Here is an 18169-nt window from a genome sequence, read left to right on the forward strand (position 1 = left end):
AATTTATAATAGGATAATCGTTAGCATGCTTCAGTTAGCTTCAACTTTCTTTATGTTTTTTAGTGAGACTATGGCTATTACTGGTTTGCTTGTGCGTCTTTGATTATTGGTCTGGACTGTGAATATAAACTTTCTCAGCTTAAACACAGTTTAAATACACTTACTACTATTACTCACCATGCCTGCTGACCTTAAGAAATATGAATATCTTGACCACACTGCAGACGCCAAGTTCCTTGCATATGGCAAAACCCTCGAGGAAGCGTTTGAAAATGCGGCTCTTGCTATGTTCAACGTTATGATCAATACTAATACAATATCTCATGGACTATCGTATGATATCGACCTGGTTGCAGAAGATATTGACGGTTTACTCTTTGATTGGCTTTCAGAATTCCTGTTCCTTATGGATGCGGAAAATCTAATATTTGGTGATTTCAGAGTGCATAGCATAGAACAGAAGGAAGGGCAGTTTCATCTGACAGCTACCGTTTACGGTGAACTTATTGATCTCTCCAGGCATGTATTCGACACTGAGGTAAAAGCAGCCACTTTTAACGCTATGCAAGTGAAGAAATTAGAAAATGGATGGGTATTACAGGCTACAGTAGACACATAAGCCCGCTTTCACCCTTCGTGAGGTCAAATATTGAACCAACACCGTTTTAGATGTCAGCCTCTAATTTATATATGGGATGGGAGAATCCAAAAGAAGTTTCAAGGAATATGATATTCATGTCTGAAGATAACGATATTTCATCTAAGCTTACTAAGATCAATGATAATACTTGGGAGGTACCTCGGGGATATAAGCCGGGCATGCGCGTTCCAGGACGCCTGTTTCTGTCTTCGCCGCTTCTTAATCTGCTGGAACAGGGCACTCTGGATCAGGTGGCCAATGTGGCTGCATTGCCAGGCATACAAAAGTATTCTATGGCCATGCCTGATGCCCATCTAGGTTATGGTTTCCCTATAGGCGGGGTTGCGGCTTTTGATAGAGATGAGGGTGTCATCAGTCCTGGAGGTGTAGGTTTTGATATCAACTGTGGTGTTAGGCTTATTCGGTCCAACCTCCAAGAAAACGATGTAAGGCCAGGAATAAAAGATCTGCTTGAAAAATTGTTCCATGCAATTCCTTCAGGTGTGGGTTCCAAAAGCCGCCTGAGAGTTAATGATGATCAGCTAAACGACATTTTCATACATGGTTCCCGCTGGGCGGTGGAAAATGGCTACGGTGTGTCCAAGGATGTGGAAAGGTGTGAAAGCCACGGTATGATGGATGGAGCTTTGGTCAAACAGGTAAGCACCAAAGCACGCCAGAGAGGCAGGCCACAGCTGGGCACTCTTGGCAGCGGCAATCATTTTCTGGAGATCCAGTATGTGGATGAGATATACGACACGCAAGCTGCTGAGGCCTTTGGTCTTGAAAAAGGGCAGATCACATTCATGATACACTGTGGCTCAAGGGGTGCAGGTCATCAGATATGTACTGATCATCTGCGAACTCTTACTCAGGCAACGCAAAAATATAAGATCGATCTGCCGGACAAGCAGCTTGCATGTGCACCTACAGATTCTTCTGAGGCTCAGAACTATTTCGGAGCCATGGTATGTGCCTCCAACTACGCCTGGGTTAATAGACAAGTGATAATGCATTGGGCAAGAGAAGTATTCCAGGAGTTCTTCCATAATGATCTGGATGAACTAGGCATGGATCTCGTGTACGATGTGGCACATAATGTGGCTAAACTTGAGGAACACAAAATAGATGGTAAAAAGCGAGCAGTCTACGTGCACAGAAAAGGTGCTACTCGCGCTTTTCCTCCAGGGCATTCTGATATTCCTGATGCATATAAAAAAGTAGGCCAACCTGTGCTTATCCCAGGAAGCATGGGTACTGCTTCATATGTATTGCACGGAACACATGATGCAATGGATATCAGTTTTGGTAGTGCATGTCATGGTGCTGGCAGAGTTATGAGTAGAGCTCATGCCAAGCACGAGTTTAGAGGTGAGCAAATACAGAAGGAACTCGGGGATATGGGTATATCTGTTCGTGCTACTCAACCAGCACTAATAGCTGAGGAAGCTCCAGAAGTCTATAAGTCCAGCAGTGATGTGGTGGATGTAGTTCATAACCTGGGCATAGCAAGAAAAGTGGCGCGCTTAATGCCTATCGGAGTTGTAAAGGGTTGAGCTTAGTCTCAACTCTATACTATTTCTAATTCCTGTGCACATTAAATAAGCAAAATATTGTAAAATTAATCAACACGAAAAAGAGGAAACGGGTATTGTTTGAGGGGATGAATGGTTTGCTTGGTTACAGTTACGTTTTTCGGGTTATACAGCTTACAAGCAGTTTTCCCGTTTCCTCAAGTACTAATAAGTCATTATTATATTTAAATCTGTTTGATGCTAATTATATATCACAATTAATTAAACTATTTTGGACCTTCTAATTCGAAATGACCGCTATACATTTAAAAGGTACTTCTAATTTAGCTGCTATGCAAGATGCAGATAAGAACCTTAAAAAGGTTAGAGTCATAGCTGATTACCAGTTTGGGAAAGGTTGTGGTAAAGCCCTTTTTCCAGATGGTGTGACTTTTTTGTTGTCCAGGACCAACCGTGTCAGGCAAATAATGAACAATGGACAGCGTATTGCTACTGTCAGGGCAAAGGATGGTATGCTCACACTGAGCATTGATGGAGCTATGGTGGTACACAATGTTCTTCATGTTCCTTCTTATAGGGTTGTGGTGTGTGATGATGCTGTTCCCTTTGTATCGAAAGGTAAAACCGTTTTTGCAAAACATATTATTAGTTTGGACAAAGAGCTAAGAGCGGGAGAAGAGGTTCTTGTAGTCGATAGTTCTGATAAGCTCCTTGCCACAGGTCAGCTTTTGCTTTCCCCAGATGAGGCGTTATTCATAGGCAGAGGACCAGCTGTTGATGTACGTAATGGTATTGATCAAGAGAAAGGCAGACAGGATAATTAATAATATATACATGCCAATTTATACCATGTGTGCCGTAACCGCAGCTCCATATCATCATTCCCGGAAGTGAGATCATAGCCGAAGAACCCCTCCTTAAGACTTTTGTGGTCCCCGACAATACAAAGATGGAAGAGCACACTATTGTCGTGGAAGGTGATGTAATCGTAGGCAACCATTCCGACATAAAGTATGGTATCCATGCTAACTCTGCCATTCTGGGCGAAAGGGTTGAACTCGCCGGGGACCTTATATGTAGATCTGATGTACGTATCGATATTTGGTCTCGGATAGGCGGTAATGTCAAGACTGAGACAGATGCTTATCTGGGTGAGTTTGTGAACATCGATGGCAAACTCATTGTCAAAGGAGATCTGGATATAGGTAACGACGTAAAGATCAATGGGGGTTTTGAAGCAAAAGGCTGGATAGTCATACGCAATCCTGTGCCTGTTATTGTGTATCTTTTCCTCTACATAAGCGAGCTTCTGCGGCTTGGTAAAGATGAAGAAGTGGAAAAAGCCCTGAATGATCTGTTTGAGGATAATGTGGAAACCATGGGTTCTGCTGCAATGATAGTTCCAAACGGCTCCAGCATTTCTATTGACTCCATCCGCGTACCATCTAATGCTGTAATTGGAAACGGTTGCAGGCTTGTAGGCAATATCCGTTCCACTTCACTGGAGATGGGCGATGGTAATACACTCTATGGAAGTATAAGGACCATAGATGATGTAAATCTGGGCAAGGACAATTCTATTCATGGAAATATTGTTTCCAGGGGTATGGTCAGGATCTCAGAAGGATCTCACGTGCTGGGAGAAATAAACGCACGCACTGTAAGGATACATGAGTCTGCAAGAGTGGACGGTGTAATGAGAGCTTCTGAAGGTATTGTTTTTGAAAGGGAAGAAAAGGAAGAATTAAGCGATAAACAACTAATGCAACTTGATGTTTGATCCAAAATACAGGTGCTTGTATGAATGCAACTTTTCTTATTGCTCTGGATGTTGTCATGCGCATTTTTATGTCTGTCCTTGCTCTACTTGTCTGCTATGAACTGAACAATTACACTGCAGATGTTGTGCGCTCACGCCTATTTGTGGCCTACAACAAACTTAAGTTCAGTTTCTACTTCTTATCTCTAAGTTTATTGTTCTTCCTCTTTGAACCTTTAATATCTCCATTTCCAGTATCCGAAAATGTTGGTTACAAATATAGTTTTGCAATGTTCTTTTTAGAATTATCTCTTGGATTCTTGCTGTACAATATATACACTGCATTGAAACCACCACATAAGATTCTTTGAGCATCGTCAAGTCTTTATATATTCCAATAATACTTAACTGCCTGTAATTAACAAAGGTGTGTTCCATGTCTTCCATAAATTACGAAAGCATCGTACAGAAAGATGCAGCACATGTCATGCAGACATATGGGCGCCAGCCGATTGCACTTGTCAGTGGAAAAGGCGCAGTAGTCTGTGATATAAACGGTATGGAGTACATAGACTGCGTGGCAGGCATAGCGGTCAATAATGTAGGACACTGTCATCCTAAAGTAGTAGAGGCCATAAAGTCTCAGGCAGAGAAGCTCATACATGTTTCAAATCTATATTATACAGAGGTTCAGGCAAACCTGGCCGAAGAACTTATAAAATTAACAGGTATGGAACGTGCCTTCTTCTGTAATTCAGGCGCTGAAGCAGTGGAAGCTGCAATGAAACTGGCCCGTGTCACAACGGGAAAAACAGAGTTCATAGCAGCAGAAAGGTCTTTCCATGGTCGTACAATGGGTTCTCTTTCGGTCACTTACAAAGAGATGTACAGGGCTCCCTTCAGGCCTTTGGTGCAGGAAGAGATATTTGTGCCCTATGATGATGCCAATGCAATGGAACAAGCCATCACTGAAAAAACGGCTGCTATTATAATTGAGCCAATTCAGGGAGAAGGCGGTGTCCATGTACCTTCTGAAGGTTATCTGCAGGAAGTGCGCCGTATATGTGATGAGCATGGCATACTTCTCATCTTTGATGAGGTGCAGACAGGTTTTGGCAGGACCGGTAAATGGTTCTGTAAGGACCATTTTGGTATCCAGCCCGATATAATGTGTATGGCAAAAGCCATGGGAGGAGGTTTCCCTATGGGTGGAATCGTTGCCAAAAAAGGTATAGCATTTAGCAGGGGTCAGCATGCCTCTACTTTTGGTGGGAATCCACTTGCATGTGCTGCTGCCCTTGGTTCTATCGCAGCAATCAAAGACGACCGGCTCCTCGAGAATGCCACTGAGCTTGGAAACTATTTCATGGACAAGTTAAGGAAAGCAGGTATTTCAGGCTTTAAAGAGGTTCGCGGCCGTGGTCTTATGATCGGTCTGGAACTAGAGCGCAACTGCACTGAAATAGTGGAATATGCCAAGAATAATGGTGTACTGCTTAACAGTACTTCTGAAACGGTCGTACGCCTCGCTCCACCTCTTGTGATCACTAAGGACCAGATTGACAGGGTGGTAGAAGTAATTGAGCAGGCTTGAACTTATTGATGAGAATATACGCAATATTCCAGAATATGTGCCGGGAAAGTCCATAGAGGAAACAGCGAAAAAATACGGTCTTGATCCGGCTTCTATCATAAAACTGGGTTCCAATGAGAACCCATTAGGTCCTTCTCCAAAAGCAGTTCAGGCTATTTTGGAATATGCCTCGAAGGTACACCTTTATCCTTCAGCAGATGCAGGTGAACTTGTAGACGCTTTAAGCATCTATCTCAATATTCCGACTTCCAGTATATGTGCTGCAGGACCCGGGATGGACGGCCTTCTTGATAACCTGATGCGCCTTCTCATCAAGGAAGGCGACGAGGTTATAATTCCAATACCTACTTTCTCTTACTATGAGATAGCTGCCCGTGCAAATGGGGCTTCTGTTGTATATGTGGAAAGGAAAGGAGATTTCACTGTTGATATTGGAGCTATTCAAAAAGCCGTATCTTCAAGGACCAAAGTTGTTTTCCTCTGTTCACCCAATAACCCTTCGGGTGATGTGGTACCGGAGTCGGATGTAAGAATTCTCCTTGAGTCTTTCCGGGGATTAGTGTTTGTGGATGAGGCCTATGTAGAATTTGCCGACCACAGTATCACAGATCTTGTGATGGAATATGACAATTTGGTTGTTGGCAGGACATTCTCTAAGATATTTGGACTTGCTGGCTTACGGTTAGGTTATGGGATAATGCCTTACTGGCTTAAGAAAGAATATATGAAGATAGCAACTCCTTTCAATGTAAGTCTTCCAGCAGTTAAGGCTGGTGTAGCCGCTATTTCTGACAAGCTGCATATAGAAAAGAGCATTGCAATGGTCAAAGAAGGACGCAAATACTTGCAGGAACAAATACCATTTAAGGTATACGATTCCATGGCCAATTTCGTACTTGTGGATGTATCTCCTCTCAATGCCAGTGAAGTCTGCGAGAAGCTTCTTGAAAAAGGCATTATTGTAAGGGATTGCCGCTCATTCAAAGGTGCAGGTCCTTCTCTGATCAGGGTAACCGTTGGAACAAAAGAGCAAAATATGCGTGTTGTAAACGCATTCAGATCAGTATAACATATCAGTTTTAAATATCCCTTTACTGAGGGATATCCGATATTTCTTCTATTTTCATTAAAGGATAATCCAATTTCCTGTCGAATTTGAGAGAAGCTTTTACTATTACATTTTCGTAGTTCATGATCAGATTGACATCCAGCATACGTCCTTCCAGTTCGCAGTATCCAAATTCGCTATTTAGTTTCGAACGTATTATTTCTCTATCGATGCTAACCGTTATGCTCTTTACGTACGGTTGCACAGATATGCTCTGTGCTATTGCTTTTTCCAGACTGTCTACTGTTTTCAGGTTCACAGGTGAACCACTGAACTGATGGTATAATGCTCCAAGCTTTATTCCGGCTTCAAATAGTGCATTGTCCCTTTCATTTATGCTCTTTTTTTCACTCATGTATGTTTTCCTTGTTCTTTATGAATATTGGAGAAATGATATACAACATCATTATCAACAGTAAAGGTGATGCAAGTGCGCTTATGTAATCCTTTTGCAGGAAATAACTCAATATGGGAATAACGAAGATGATGGTCAATGGGAGAGTCTTCTCTTTACCTCTTACTTTCATGTAAGGTATACTGCTAACCATCAAAAACCCTAATATTATGCTTGCAACTTCCATTGTTATTGGTTGTAGTTGTCCTTTGCTAACCAGTAGGACTGCAGCAACTGTAATCCCGCCTGCTGTAATTGGCAATCCTTTAAAGAAATTATTGTCGTATTTGGATGTGCTAAATCTTGCGAGCCTAAGTATTCCACAGAGAAGATAAAAGCAAACGGCTATGAGTGTAAAGTATTTGTTCCCAATGTATCCATTTATAATTATTGCTGGTGCAACTCCAAAAGAAATTACATCTGACAGAGAATCAAGTGCTCCTCCTATTTCACTTCCTCCGGCATATCTGGCTAAAGTGCCGTCAAGGCCATCGGCAATTGCAGCAATAAGTATCAATATGCAAGACAATTGAAGCATTCCATTTTGTGTTGCAACGATCGCCCCAAAGCCGCACAATGCATTGAGCAGAGTGACAACATCAGGCAATTTCAGAGTATCAAATATGCCACTCACTCCTTTGGCTTTAATCTGGCTATAGCGGTCCTACCGGCATATACTTTATCGCCTTTTTTACACTCTATCATAAAGTTCTCAGGAACCGTAACATCCACTCTGGATCCGAATCGGATCATTCCGATGCGCTGTCCTTTTTCCATCACATCTCCTTCTTTTACATAAGGCACTATTCTTCTGGTGATGGTTCCTGCTATCTGGACCACTTCTACCTGTCCGTGTTCGGTATCCATAAATATGTGTTGCCTCTCGTTCCTATGCGAGTCCTTACAAAAAGCAGGTATGTACCCACCTTTTCTGTATTCTATTGCAGTGACCTTTCCGTTCAATGGTGCCCTGTTCACATGAACATTCTGAAAATTCATGAAAATACAAAGTTTCCTACCCCTTATGTCTACTATTCTGCCATCGGCAGGAGATATCATACACTCGCCCTCTTCCGAATAATAACGTTCAGGGTCTCTGAAAAATACTATAAAGAATAGAATTGCTACGATTCCAATTATCATTCCAGATTTTGCGTATATGGATTCTGTAACATAGGTAGCTACTGCAAAGCAAATTGTAATCGTAAAAGTAGTAAATATCCAAGGAATTGAACCTTTAGCAAGCATTTAATTATTTCCCAAAACTTTCTTCCTTAAATTATGCATCTGTTCAGCGGTCATGTCCCAAAGACCATCAATGAGCTCCAGGATGTCAGGCAGTATGCGCATGACCATATATGCGATCACGAAGAGAGCAACTCCTGAACCCGCCTTTGCTATCATATGGTGTGCAATCTCAAAGCTGTTAGGTCCAAACCACATTTCGCCGTATGCGATTACTACAAATACGTCTCTTAATATATTAAGTATATAGATGACTGGAACAGATGCCATGAATGCTGCAAGTAATTTTTTTAACGGCGCATTCACAGACGCTATCAGGCCCATAAAAAGAGCAATGCTCTCGATGGCCGTACATCCCAGGATGATCTCTACAGTGTGGCCGTTGTATGTTATCATGTTGCCAGTCCTATAGGCAGTAATGTTTAACGTACTTAGTGCCCACATAATATTATTTGTAACTGTACTGATCAGCCATTCATTGAGGGATGCTATCTCTGCAAAGGGGTAATAGAACACTGATCCAATGGCTATGGCATTAGTAGCCATATATGTGATGTCTATTTGCTGTTTCACTGGAGTGTATTTACTGGTGTACTCAATGAACATTCTATAAGCTATTAAGATACAAAATATGCCCATTGAAATAGTGAGTACTACATTGACATAGTCGTCTATTGCAATATAGTGGAAGGGCTGGCGTAGCCAGTGGAGGGAGAATATACTCCATCCAAAAGCCCCTATTATTCTTTTAGAACCATTTTTCACAGGTAGAATGGCACTTAGTAACATTAAAGAGATGGATATCCATAGTAAGGTAAGCATTAATAGCACCTGTTATTGTATGGACTTATATACATGTCAGCCATAATAAACTTGTTGTCTTATGAAACCGGTAACCCCTCTTTTAACAGTAGATCCAATCATTATTTATTATTCAGGCATTGTATTTGTCAAGCGTAAAAACGACCCTTTTAAGGGCATGTTCGCTCTCCCGGGTGGATTCGTAGAGGTGGGGGAAACTGCTGAACAAGCTGTAGTGAGGGAAGCTCTGGAAGAGACAGGCTTGTCTATAGAAATAGTTAAGTTGCTTGGGGTATATTCAGAACCTTCGCGTGATCCAAGAGGGCATACAGTATCTATATGTTATCTCGCAAAGGGAACAGGTATCCTGAAAGCAGGTTCTGATGCGGCAGAAGTCGCACTATTCTCAATAGATGGCATACCTAAACTGGCTTTCGATCACAATCATATAGTAGAACAGGCAAGAGTTGATATAAATGGAGTTCTGTCCAAAATGTAAGTGCATGATGTTCCCGGTCCAGGGTTCTTTCGTGTGTAAGAAGTGTGGCCATGTGAAAGGCACCGAAGGTGCATCTGATGATCTTGTATCTAAATCCCAGCGCAAGGACCGTGAAGTCACTGTTCTGGAAGAAAATTTTGATCAGGGTCTTCCCACTACATCAACCAGATGTCCTGAATGTGGGCACAATGTTGCATATTGGTGGCTCAGGCAGCTCAGGTCAGCTGATGAATCTGAAACGCGTTTCTTCAAATGTACCAAATGTAATGCCACATGGAGAGAGTACGACTAAGAATTATCTCAAGCCGCATTATTATGGTTCTTTATATAGGAAACTTTTATTAGTTAAAGGATATAATGAAGTGGTTATTCAGATACTGGATGGAGAATTAATATGTTCAAGGCAACGATTGACGCGGATATTTTAAAAAGTTCCATAGAAACGCTTTCTGTACTCGTGGATGAGGCGAGGTTTAGGATATCCACTGAGGGGCTCTCTGTAAGAGCAGTGGATCCGGCAAACGTGGCCATGGTAAGTTTTGAGCTTGCCTCAAGTGCTTTTGATGATTATGCTGCCGATGACTGTGAGATCGGCATGGACCTTACTAAGATCAATGATATATTTGGAGTAGCAGAAAAGAACGAAAAAGCCACTCTTGAACTGGATGAAATGTCCCAGAAAATGTCCATACACATAGGTGGCTTCTCTTACACCCTGTCTTTACTGGACCCTTCTACCATCCGTGCGGAACCGCGTATACCACAGCTAGAGTTGCCTGCTGAAGTCGTTCTTAATGGCAAGGAACTACAGAAAGCTGTCAAAGCAGCTGAGAAGATCAGTGACCACATGTCTCTTGGTGTGGATGAGGAAATTTTCTATATGGAAGCAGAAGGCGATACTGACAAAGTGCGCCTGGAAATGCCCAGGGACCAGTTGATAGACCTTAAATCAGGAGATGCACGTTCTTTGTTCTCACTGGATTATCTCTCTGATATTGTCAAGCCAGCTTCTAAATCAAACGAGGTCACTCTTGAACTGGGAAGGGACTATCCAATAAGAATAAGCTTTATTATTGCCGAAGGTGCAGGCAAGATCAGCTACCTGCTTGCTCCAAGGATAGAGTCAGACTGATCTATGGAAGAAAAGGACCTTGCTCTTTATCCCTTTATTACGGAAGCTTCATCCTATGTATCAGGTCTAGGTTTCAGCCTGGAAAGGCTGATCACCTCTAGAGCCATGGACTCTGCCCGTTCCAGGGGGGTTGAAAGAGTACTTCAGGCCTTGAAAGGTGAAATCTATAAACCCCAGCTTTTAGTTTCCGATGAGAGCAAAATTCTCATTGAATTGCTTTCATATCCTTTTTCCAGAATACTGGTGTCCTGTATAGATGATAATTTCCTTATACGCAGGTACGCACTTGCAGAGGCGGTTTCATGTTATGAGCTTCTGCGTTTAGAATCCTCTGAGTTTATATGTTCTATTGCATCTGATTTTCGTGTTGATGTGATTCCTCGTGATCATGAGTTCGATATCCATTTCACGGATTATATCAGGCTTGCAAGTTCTATGAAAGCATTAGAATGGAAACTTGTTAACCGCAAGATACAGAAAGGCCACGTTTATATCTCAAAAGAAGAGCTTGCAAGGTTGCTGCAGGAAGCTATACGGGATAGGATACAGAGCTCTCTTCCTCTGAATATACCTCAAGATATTTGTCAGATGTGTGCTCAATATCTCTCGCCTATACAGACTGAGCTACAGCAGATGAAGGAAACTTTTGGCTCAGGAGATTTCGGTGCAGTGGAAAGTAGTATGTTCCCTCCGTGCATGGTGCATGCCATATCCAACGTGAGGGCAGGTGTCAATCTGGCGCATTCTATGCGTTTTGCTCTTACTTCCTTCCTGCGCAATGTGGGTATGTCTGTTGATGATATTATTGCTATGTTCAATGTATCTCCTGACTTTGATATTGAGAAGACGAGGTACCAGATTGAACATATCTCAGGCTCATCCGGCACAGAATATAAGCCACCCTCCTGCTCTACTATGCGCACTTATGGTAACTGTTACGGTGCAGATGAACTATGCAGCAGGATCAAGCATCCTCTTAACTATTATAGGCGTAAGACATGGTTTAAACACAAGAATGAGGGTTCACAGCAACCTCCCTCATCAGAGCATGATACTACGTAGTATCCTCTGTGAAGTGATTTCCTAACATTTATTAAGTAAAGCGAATATCTTTATATGAAACCATAAGGAGGGAGAATATGGGCTTATTCAATCGTATGAGCACAGTTATTAAAGCCAAAATGAACAAGATCGCCGATAAGATGGAGGATCCCCGGGAGACCCTTGATTATTCTTATGAAAAACAGTTAGAGTTACTCCAGAATGTAAAACGGGGAGTTGCTGAGGTCACAACATCAAAGAAACGCCTTGAACTACAGAAAGCCAAGTTACAGCAAAGCATAGACAAGCTGGACCAGCAGGCAAGAGACGCGGTCAAAGCTAACAGAGAAGATCTTGCAAGGCTCGCTCTTGAGCGCAAGGCTGCACTTGTAGCGCAGGTACAAGGGCTTGATCAGCAGATCGCAGACCTGAACCAGGAGCAGGAGAAACTTGTGGCTGCAGAAAAGCGTTTGTCCACAAAGGTAGAAATATTCAGGACAAAGAAAGAAACCATCAAGGCACAATATTCCTCTGCAGAAGCCCAGGTCAAGATCAACGAGTCTATTTCAGGCATTAGTGAGGAAATGGCTGATGTAGGACTTGCTATGGAAAGGGCAGAGAACAAGACCGAACAGATGAAAGCACGTTCTGCAGCCCTTGACGAGCTCATAGAACAAGGCACACTGGAAGATGTGACCGGCAGGCAGGATGATATTGATCGTGAGCTTTCAAAGATAAGTTCTCAGAGCTCTGTTGATGCAGAACTGGCAAAACTCAAACAGGAGGTAGGCAAATGATTATACGTATCATGGGGCAGGGGCAGTACAAAGTTCCCAGCAGTCTATATGATGACCTCAACGCTATTGATAATCGCATAGTCGATCACGTGACTAAAGGTGATGAAAAGGCCTACAAGCAAGATCTGGCAGCTCTTATCTCTAAGGTCAAACAGAATGGTAAGGTTCTTGGTGCTGAAGAGATAGTTGAGTCAGATGTCATAGTGCCTCCTGAGGATCTGACCTTTGCAGAAGCAAAAGATGTATTCACAGGCACTGGTATCTTTGAGGACTAAATTACGTACTAAACTACTAAATAAGAAAAATCAGAAAGGTATTCCCCATAAAGGATACCATTTCTCTACATTTTTTTCGATGGGCAATTCCCTTTCCATCAGGGATTTGAGCCGGAATTCTACAGAATTATCTCTCTCTTTGTTTCCTTTAGGCACAAAGGGGTAAAAACTATCCTGCTTGAAATTGTATATCCAATATACGGTATTTTCTCCCCGGAACTTATATATAGCACATAGAAGCTGTTCACCGAAACCATGTTCTATCATTGTCTGGCTTACGAGATGTATGTTGGTGACAATGTCTTCAAAATCAGGGTCTTCCAGGATCGCCCATAAAAAATTGTATTCATCTTTTTTGAGCTTGTATGATGTTCCTGTTTCCTGACTACTGTATTTTAACAGATCTTCGATCTCAGTGCGAGCTGTTTCATAACGGGACGATTCAATGGGTTTAAAGCAGATTCCTGCCACTGTAGCTGGTTTAATTCCAAGGTTTGTTTCCAGGGTTATACTGGCTGTGGAAATGGCAAACAATCTCTCGGTTTTTGCTTTTGGGAGTTTGCTCCTTCCAAGTATGGTGTCAAGAAACCCCATCAGAACTCCAGCTCCCTTTCTAATTTCTCAAGTGCAGCTATGCGCTTTTCAGTGGATGGATGTGTTGACAGAAGTTGCATAATTGAAGAGCCGGATATTGCAGGAATGATGAAAAAGGCACTCATGCCTTCAACTTTTCTCAAGTCCTCAGATGGTACTCTCTGCATTGTACCACTTATTTTCATCAAAGCAGATGCAAGCTTTGAAGGTTTTCCGGTTATAATGGCAGCTCCTCTATCGGCAGAGAATTCCCTATATCTTGAAAGGGCGCGTATGAGCAGGAAGCTTATCACCCACACTATCATTGAAACAATCCATACTACAATGAGCCCTCCATTTCCATCTCTCCTGTTGTTCCCTCCGGTAAAGTACAATGCATATCTTACAATGAAAAAAGCAACCGTAGAAAGGAAGCTGGCTATGGTTAGTACTGTCATGTCCCGGTTTTTGATATGGGTTAGTTCATGTCCCAGTACAGCTTCAAGCTCTTCTCTGTCAAGGCTACGCATAAGCCCTGTAGTAACAGCAACAACTGCATTCTTTTGATTCCTGCCAGTTGCAAAAGCATTAGGCATCATAGTATTCATGATGGCTATTCTTGGCACCGGAAGATCTGCGATCGCACACAGCCTTGTGATGATTTCATGGAGTTCAGGCTCCTCGCTTGCAGATACGATTCTAGCTCCTGATGTCCACAATACCATCTTGTCAGAATAGTAGTATTGTACGAACATCATTACTCCTGCAAACAGAAGTATGAACATGGAATCTGTGCCACTAGCAGCCAGAAATACCAGGAAGAACAGATATACAGCTCCCAGCAAGAACATGGTAAGCAGCATTCTGCTCTCTAATCCTATATCATGTTTCCATTTTCTCATGGAGATATACTCCTATCAATGAATGTTGTTTGTAGGATGTGACCATCTGCATATATCATCTACGCTTATATTCTCTGCACATATCCACAAAGTCCTTTACAGGGAAGCTCACTGGATGAGCATGCTGGTAGCATGCCAGGGACTTGTGCTCCACGATACCGTCCCATCCGTCTTTTATTCCCTTACCGCGTTTCATCTCGAACGTAAGCCGGGCATCATTGTCACAATAGGTTGCTGAATAGTGGAATTCATGTCCTCTAACTGGTCCTTTTATGAATGGTCCGTGTGCATAACCCTCAGTATAGCCCAATGCCTGAAGCTTCTTTGTAAGTACGGTGCGTGCCGGGAATAGATCTGCCATTTTGTAGGTGACATCATCTATTTCGTAAGATGTAGATAGGTACTGCAATCCTCCACATTCTCCATAGATTGGCATTCCATCTGCAGAAAGGTTTTTTAAGGCTTTTGTAGTTGCAGAAGTTTCAAGTTCGCATGGGTAGAGTTCAGGATAACCTCCGCCATAATACATGCCGTCCACATCCGGAAGTTCTCCGGCCATAGGGCTAAAGAAGATAACTTCAGCACCGTTTCTCCTGAATTCATCGAACATATCTGCATAGTAGAAGCAGAATGCTTTGTCCATGGCCACTCCTATCTTCAGATCGGCCTCTGGTATTTCTTTTTCCTGCTGGTCATCAGTCTTTGGTTCTCTGGCAAGCCCCAAAATTGCATCTATATCAACATTTTCTTCAATGAACCCCGCAAGTTCAGTGGTATCGAACTCGCATTCAAAGGCCATGTGTAATCCCAAGTGCCTGGAAGGCACGCTTATGTCCTTGTTGCGTGGCAGGCTTCCTACAATAGGTATGTCCGGAATACAATCCTTGATCATTTTTGTGTGTTTTGGACTTCCTACTTTATTGAGGATCACGCCCGCAACTTCCACTTCCGGATCAAATTCTGAGAAACCTTTTACAATAGCAGCGGCACTACGCGACATTCCGTGGACATTAACTACTAGGATTACAGGCACATCAAGGGATTTGGCAACGTGTGCAGAACTTGCGACCTCAGAGGAGTTCATTCCATCAAAAAGTCCCATAACACCTTCGATGACTGCAATATCTGCATCTCCACAGGTACGGTCAAATTCCCTTTTGACTCCTTCAATCCCCATCATGAAAGTATCCATATTGCGTGATGTCCTTTTGCAGATAGCTGTATGGTACGACGGATCGATATAGTCCGGACCAACTTTATATGGCTGAACTTGCATGTTCCTTTTGACTAGTGCAGCCATCAGACCCATAGAGGCGGTGGTCTTTCCGACACCGCTGTTAGTTCCTGCAATCAGTACCGCTTTTGTCATGATTTTTACTGTATGTGTAACTTATATATATCAGTATGTTGACTAAAATGCTTAAAGTCTTCTAAAAAAGGGATATCTCTAGTATGAATGATTCACATAAAACGGAGTTTCTCAGGGATGCTTATGGCCGTACCATAAAGAGCCTGAGGATGTCTATTACTGACCGTTGTAATCTTAATTGTATCTATTGTCACAATGAAGGAAGTACGGGTTCCACAGGGGAGATGTCAGTGGAAACGATCTCCAATATAGTCCATGTTGCTGCTGGTTTTGGGGTAAACCGTCTCAAGCTTTCAGGTGGAGAACCTCTACTACGCAATGATCTGGAGGAAATACTGGTATCATTGCCGCCTCTAAAAGATGTGTCAATGACAACAAATGGTGTCCTGCTCAAGGAACGCGCTCAGTCTCTAAAAACTGCTGGTCTTAACAGGGTAAATATTAGCGTTGATTCGCTTAATGAGGGGAACTATAGGCATATTACCAAGTGCAAGGCTGGTATCTTTCAAAAGGTTATGGACGGTATACATGCTGCTGTGGATGTTGGCCTGACACCTGTAAAATTAAATATGGTTCTCCTCAAAGATGTGAATGAGTATGAGGTTGAGAAGATGCTTTCCTTTACAAGGGAATTCCATGGAGATGTTATATTACAACTGATCCAGCTTATGGATTTCAGGGATGTGGCCTGCTATCATGTAGATGTGGATGAGATCGAACGGGAGCTTGAGCTTAAGGCAGGATGTGTCCGGGTCAGAGAATTGCATCGAAGAAAAAAATATCTCATTGACGGAGCCGAGGTTGAATTCGTCAGGCCTGTGGACAATACGGAGTTCTGTGCAAACTGTAACAGGTTGCGTGTGACAGCAGACGGAAAGCTTCGGCCTTGTTTGCTTGTAAATGATAATCTTGTAGATGTATCCCATGCCTCTGTAGAGGAAATGCCTGATCTTTTCAGGCTTGCTGTAAGCCGAAGGGTTCCATTTTATGGAAAACAAAAGGAGACATGATCATGGAAGTGAAGTTAACAGTCGATGGAAAGGATATTGAGATAAACAATTTTGTACAAAGGATTCTCGCAGGTACTGTAATTGGTGCTGTTGGCACATTGAATGGAGTAGAGGAAGATTGTGGCGAGATTGTAGTAAAAATAAAAAGATGCTAAAAATTCAGAGTTAAAGCTGCTTAGAGCAGGTGTTCTATTTCTGAAAAATCAATTGGTGATGTTGCATCCAGGGAGATCGGCGTGACCGAGATATGCCCTTTCTGTGAAATGGCATGTACATCTGTGCCTTCTTCTTCCTCCGTTATCAGGTCCCCTGCTATCCAATAGTAGGGCTTGCCTCTTGGATCACGTCTCTCTTCCACAGCAGTTTTGAATACTTTTCTGGCGAGCCGTGTGATATCTACTGGAGTGTCCTCTTCTACCTGATGCGGAATATTTACATTTAATAGATCTACATGCTCAGGTAGTCCATATTTGATCACATTTTTTGCAATCCTTTTCACAACCTTTACTGCAACCTCAAAATCATGGTCGTATTCCCAATTATCGTCGAACTTGTCCTTTTCTTCCTTTGCCTGTATGGAAGCAGCAATAGCGGGTATCCCATAACTGGCACCCTCCAGAGCAGCACCTATGGTTCCGGATGTGGTTATTGTGTCAGTGCTGATGTTTTCTCCTATGTTAAATCCAGATAAAATGAGATCAGGCATTTCTTTCATAACGGCGAATATCCCGAGTATGACTGCATCAGTTGGGGTACCACCTACGGCATAGACGGTCATGTCGTTGATTGTAGCCTGATTTATCCTTAAAGGTTCAAATATAGATATTGACCTGCCAACTCCGCTTTGTTGCATAGAGGGTGCGCATACTGTTACGTCTCCTATTTCCTGTACACTTCGGTACGCTGCCCGTATGCCTGCAGAGTAGACACCATCATCATTTGTAAGCAATATTTTTGGCATAGGGTCATCTTTGTACGACCATGCCTTAAAACTAATCCATGAAATCAATCCAAAACCAGTTGTATTTTAGAACGGATGCTTTGTGGTGTGTGTTTGCACATTCTTTACACATTCACATACATTCTTCTATGACCCCGATCTTGCTCTTGGTTTTCTTCTTTGTCCTGCATCTGGGCCATCATCTTGACTTCTTCAATGACTTCTATCTCATCACGAATCTCTTCAAGCCTGTCTATTATTGCATCTATTTCCCGATTATGTTCGCTGGATATTTTTGGATTATTGCTAATAATTTCCAATAGCAATGACGCATCATCAAGCACTTGAGCTATAATGGTCCTGTCCATATATTCTTTGGCAGTTCTGTTCTCTCCGTATGTCAGACTGCTATTGAATTCGCTCAGTTGCTCTTCAAAAAGGCCAATATCATAATGTGCTGATTTAAAAAGTTTTTTTACATAATCTTCTCGATAAACCTGTTTGGCGTTTTTAAGTACACGGCTAAATTTTCTATAATCCATCTACTCACATCCA

Annotated in this window: 24 protein-coding genes; 15 read left to right on the plus strand and 9 right to left on the minus strand. The window is 42.4% G+C overall.

The annotated features are described in order from the left end of the window. Positions 1–178: 178 nt before the first annotated feature. The 7 genes from ACC612_RS13215 (at position 179) to hisC (ending at position 6597) form a co-directional block, all read left to right on the plus strand. Entirely contained in the window at positions 179–619 is a 441-nt protein-coding gene (locus ACC612_RS13215; RefSeq protein WP_371855046.1) for an archease, read from the plus strand. A gap of 116 nt (positions 620–735) precedes the next feature. After that, positions 736–2196 (plus strand): RtcB family protein, encoded by a 1461-nt coding sequence (locus tag ACC612_RS13220; RefSeq protein WP_371855111.1) that lies wholly within the window; start codon positions 736–738, stop codon positions 2194–2196. Between the two features lie 269 nt (positions 2197–2465). Further along, complete coding sequence (locus ACC612_RS13225; RefSeq protein ID WP_371855047.1) at positions 2466–2999, plus strand: PUA domain-containing protein; 534 nt, start codon at positions 2466–2468, stop codon at positions 2997–2999. Positions 3000–3103: 104 nt separating this feature from the next. After that, on the plus strand, positions 3104–3955 hold the full coding sequence (locus ACC612_RS13230; protein ID WP_371855048.1) for an acyltransferase: 852 nt from the start codon (positions 3104–3106) through the stop codon (positions 3953–3955). Between the two features lie 20 nt (positions 3956–3975). Then, positions 3976–4305 (plus strand): hypothetical protein, encoded by a 330-nt coding sequence (locus tag ACC612_RS13235; protein WP_371855049.1) that lies wholly within the window; start codon positions 3976–3978, stop codon positions 4303–4305. 65 nt (positions 4306–4370) lie between these two features. Beyond that, positions 4371–5528, plus strand: coding sequence for an acetylornithine transaminase (locus ACC612_RS13240; RefSeq protein ID WP_371855050.1), 1158 nt, complete (start codon positions 4371–4373; stop codon positions 5526–5528). Then, positions 5515–6597, plus strand: coding sequence for a histidinol-phosphate transaminase (gene hisC / locus ACC612_RS13245; protein ID WP_371855051.1), 1083 nt, complete (start codon positions 5515–5517; stop codon positions 6595–6597). Before ACC612_RS13240 ends, hisC begins: the two co-directional genes overlap by 14 nt. Before the next feature lie 22 nt (positions 6598–6619). On the opposite strand, the gene ACC612_RS13250 is transcribed toward hisC, so the two are convergent. Genes ACC612_RS13250 through artA form a run of 4 tightly spaced genes read right to left on the minus strand, consistent with a single transcriptional unit; the run spans position 6620 to position 9097 of the window. Then, the gene (locus tag ACC612_RS13250; protein WP_371855053.1) at positions 6620–6991 is read right to left on the minus strand and encodes a dihydroneopterin aldolase family protein; all 372 of its coding nucleotides are present in this window, start codon (positions 6989–6991) and stop codon (positions 6620–6622) included. Continuing rightward, complete coding sequence (locus ACC612_RS13255; protein WP_371855054.1) at positions 6984–7664, minus strand: archaetidylserine synthase; 681 nt, start codon at positions 7662–7664, stop codon at positions 6984–6986. Before ACC612_RS13255 ends, ACC612_RS13250 begins: the two co-directional genes overlap by 8 nt. Continuing rightward, entirely contained in the window at positions 7661–8278 is a 618-nt protein-coding gene (locus ACC612_RS13260) for a phosphatidylserine decarboxylase (protein WP_371855055.1), read from the minus strand. Before ACC612_RS13260 ends, ACC612_RS13255 begins: the two co-directional genes overlap by 4 nt. Next, positions 8279–9097 (minus strand): archaeosortase A, encoded by an 819-nt coding sequence (gene artA, locus ACC612_RS13265; RefSeq protein WP_371855056.1) that lies wholly within the window; start codon positions 9095–9097, stop codon positions 8279–8281. 61 nt (positions 9098–9158) lie between these two features. On the opposite strand from artA, the gene ACC612_RS13270 reads away from it, so the two are divergent. The 6 genes from ACC612_RS13270 to ACC612_RS13295 all read left to right on the plus strand — a co-directional run bounded on the left by ACC612_RS13270 (position 9159) and on the right by ACC612_RS13295 (position 12820). Then, entirely contained in the window at positions 9159–9575 is a 417-nt protein-coding gene (locus ACC612_RS13270) for an NUDIX domain-containing protein (RefSeq protein ID WP_371855057.1), read from the plus strand. After that, complete coding sequence (locus ACC612_RS13275) at positions 9553–9867, plus strand: transcription factor S (protein WP_371855058.1); 315 nt, start codon at positions 9553–9555, stop codon at positions 9865–9867. Before ACC612_RS13270 ends, ACC612_RS13275 begins: the two co-directional genes overlap by 23 nt. A gap of 102 nt (positions 9868–9969) precedes the next feature. Further along, a complete protein-coding gene (pcn, locus tag ACC612_RS13280) occupies positions 9970–10707 on the plus strand; it encodes a proliferating cell nuclear antigen (pcna) (protein WP_371855059.1) in 738 nt (245 codons plus the stop codon). Positions 10708–10710: 3 nt separating this feature from the next. After that, positions 10711–11769, plus strand: a complete 1059-nt coding sequence (gene priL / locus ACC612_RS13285; protein ID WP_371855061.1) for a DNA primase regulatory subunit PriL — start codon at positions 10711–10713, stop codon at positions 11767–11769. 77 nt (positions 11770–11846) lie between these two features. Then, entirely contained in the window at positions 11847–12545 is a 699-nt protein-coding gene (locus ACC612_RS13290) for a PspA/IM30 family protein (RefSeq protein ID WP_371855063.1), read from the plus strand. Continuing rightward, the gene (locus ACC612_RS13295; protein ID WP_371855064.1) at positions 12542–12820 is read left to right on the plus strand and encodes a hypothetical protein; all 279 of its coding nucleotides are present in this window, start codon (positions 12542–12544) and stop codon (positions 12818–12820) included. Before ACC612_RS13290 ends, ACC612_RS13295 begins: the two co-directional genes overlap by 4 nt. 30 nt (positions 12821–12850) lie before the next feature. Here ACC612_RS13295 and ACC612_RS13300 read toward each other — a convergent pair whose 3' ends face one another. From ACC612_RS13300 to ACC612_RS13310, 3 genes are read right to left on the minus strand one after another with little or no spacing between them, the layout of a single operon-like run. After that, on the minus strand, positions 12851–13414 hold the full coding sequence (locus ACC612_RS13300; RefSeq protein WP_371855065.1) for a hypothetical protein: 564 nt from the start codon (positions 13412–13414) through the stop codon (positions 12851–12853). Then, entirely contained in the window at positions 13414–14295 is an 882-nt protein-coding gene (gene htpX, locus ACC612_RS13305) for a zinc metalloprotease HtpX (RefSeq protein WP_371855066.1), read from the minus strand. The genes ACC612_RS13300 and htpX overlap by 1 nt, the downstream gene beginning before the upstream one ends. Before the next feature lie 55 nt (positions 14296–14350). After that, entirely contained in the window at positions 14351–15664 is a 1314-nt protein-coding gene (locus tag ACC612_RS13310) for a cobyrinate a,c-diamide synthase (RefSeq protein ID WP_371855067.1), read from the minus strand. An 83-nt stretch (positions 15665–15747) separates the two neighbouring features. On the opposite strand from ACC612_RS13310, the gene moaA reads away from it, so the two are divergent. Together moaA and ACC612_RS13320 are read left to right on the plus strand one after the other, a co-directional pair. Next, the gene (gene moaA / locus ACC612_RS13315) at positions 15748–16674 is read left to right on the plus strand and encodes a GTP 3',8-cyclase MoaA (protein WP_371855068.1); all 927 of its coding nucleotides are present in this window, start codon (positions 15748–15750) and stop codon (positions 16672–16674) included. Between the two features lie 2 nt (positions 16675–16676). Beyond that, entirely contained in the window at positions 16677–16829 is a 153-nt protein-coding gene (locus ACC612_RS13320) for a hypothetical protein (protein ID WP_371855069.1), read from the plus strand. 20 nt (positions 16830–16849) lie between these two features. On the opposite strand, the gene surE is transcribed toward ACC612_RS13320, so the two are convergent. Together surE and ACC612_RS13330 are read right to left on the minus strand one after the other, a co-directional pair. Further along, positions 16850–17635 carry a 5'/3'-nucleotidase SurE gene (surE, locus tag ACC612_RS13325; protein ID WP_371855070.1) on the minus strand — a complete coding sequence of 262 codons (786 nt, stop codon included), beginning with the start codon at positions 17633–17635 and terminating at the stop codon, positions 16850–16852. Positions 17636–17739: 104 nt separating this feature from the next. Then, positions 17740–18156, minus strand: a complete 417-nt coding sequence (locus ACC612_RS13330) for a hypothetical protein (protein WP_371855071.1) — start codon at positions 18154–18156, stop codon at positions 17740–17742. Positions 18157–18169: the final 13 nt, after the last annotated feature.

Origin of the sequence: Methanomethylovorans sp., from assembly GCF_041447285.1 — an archaeon.
Taxonomy (GTDB): Archaea; Halobacteriota; Methanosarcinia; order Methanosarcinales; family Methanosarcinaceae; genus Methanomethylovorans.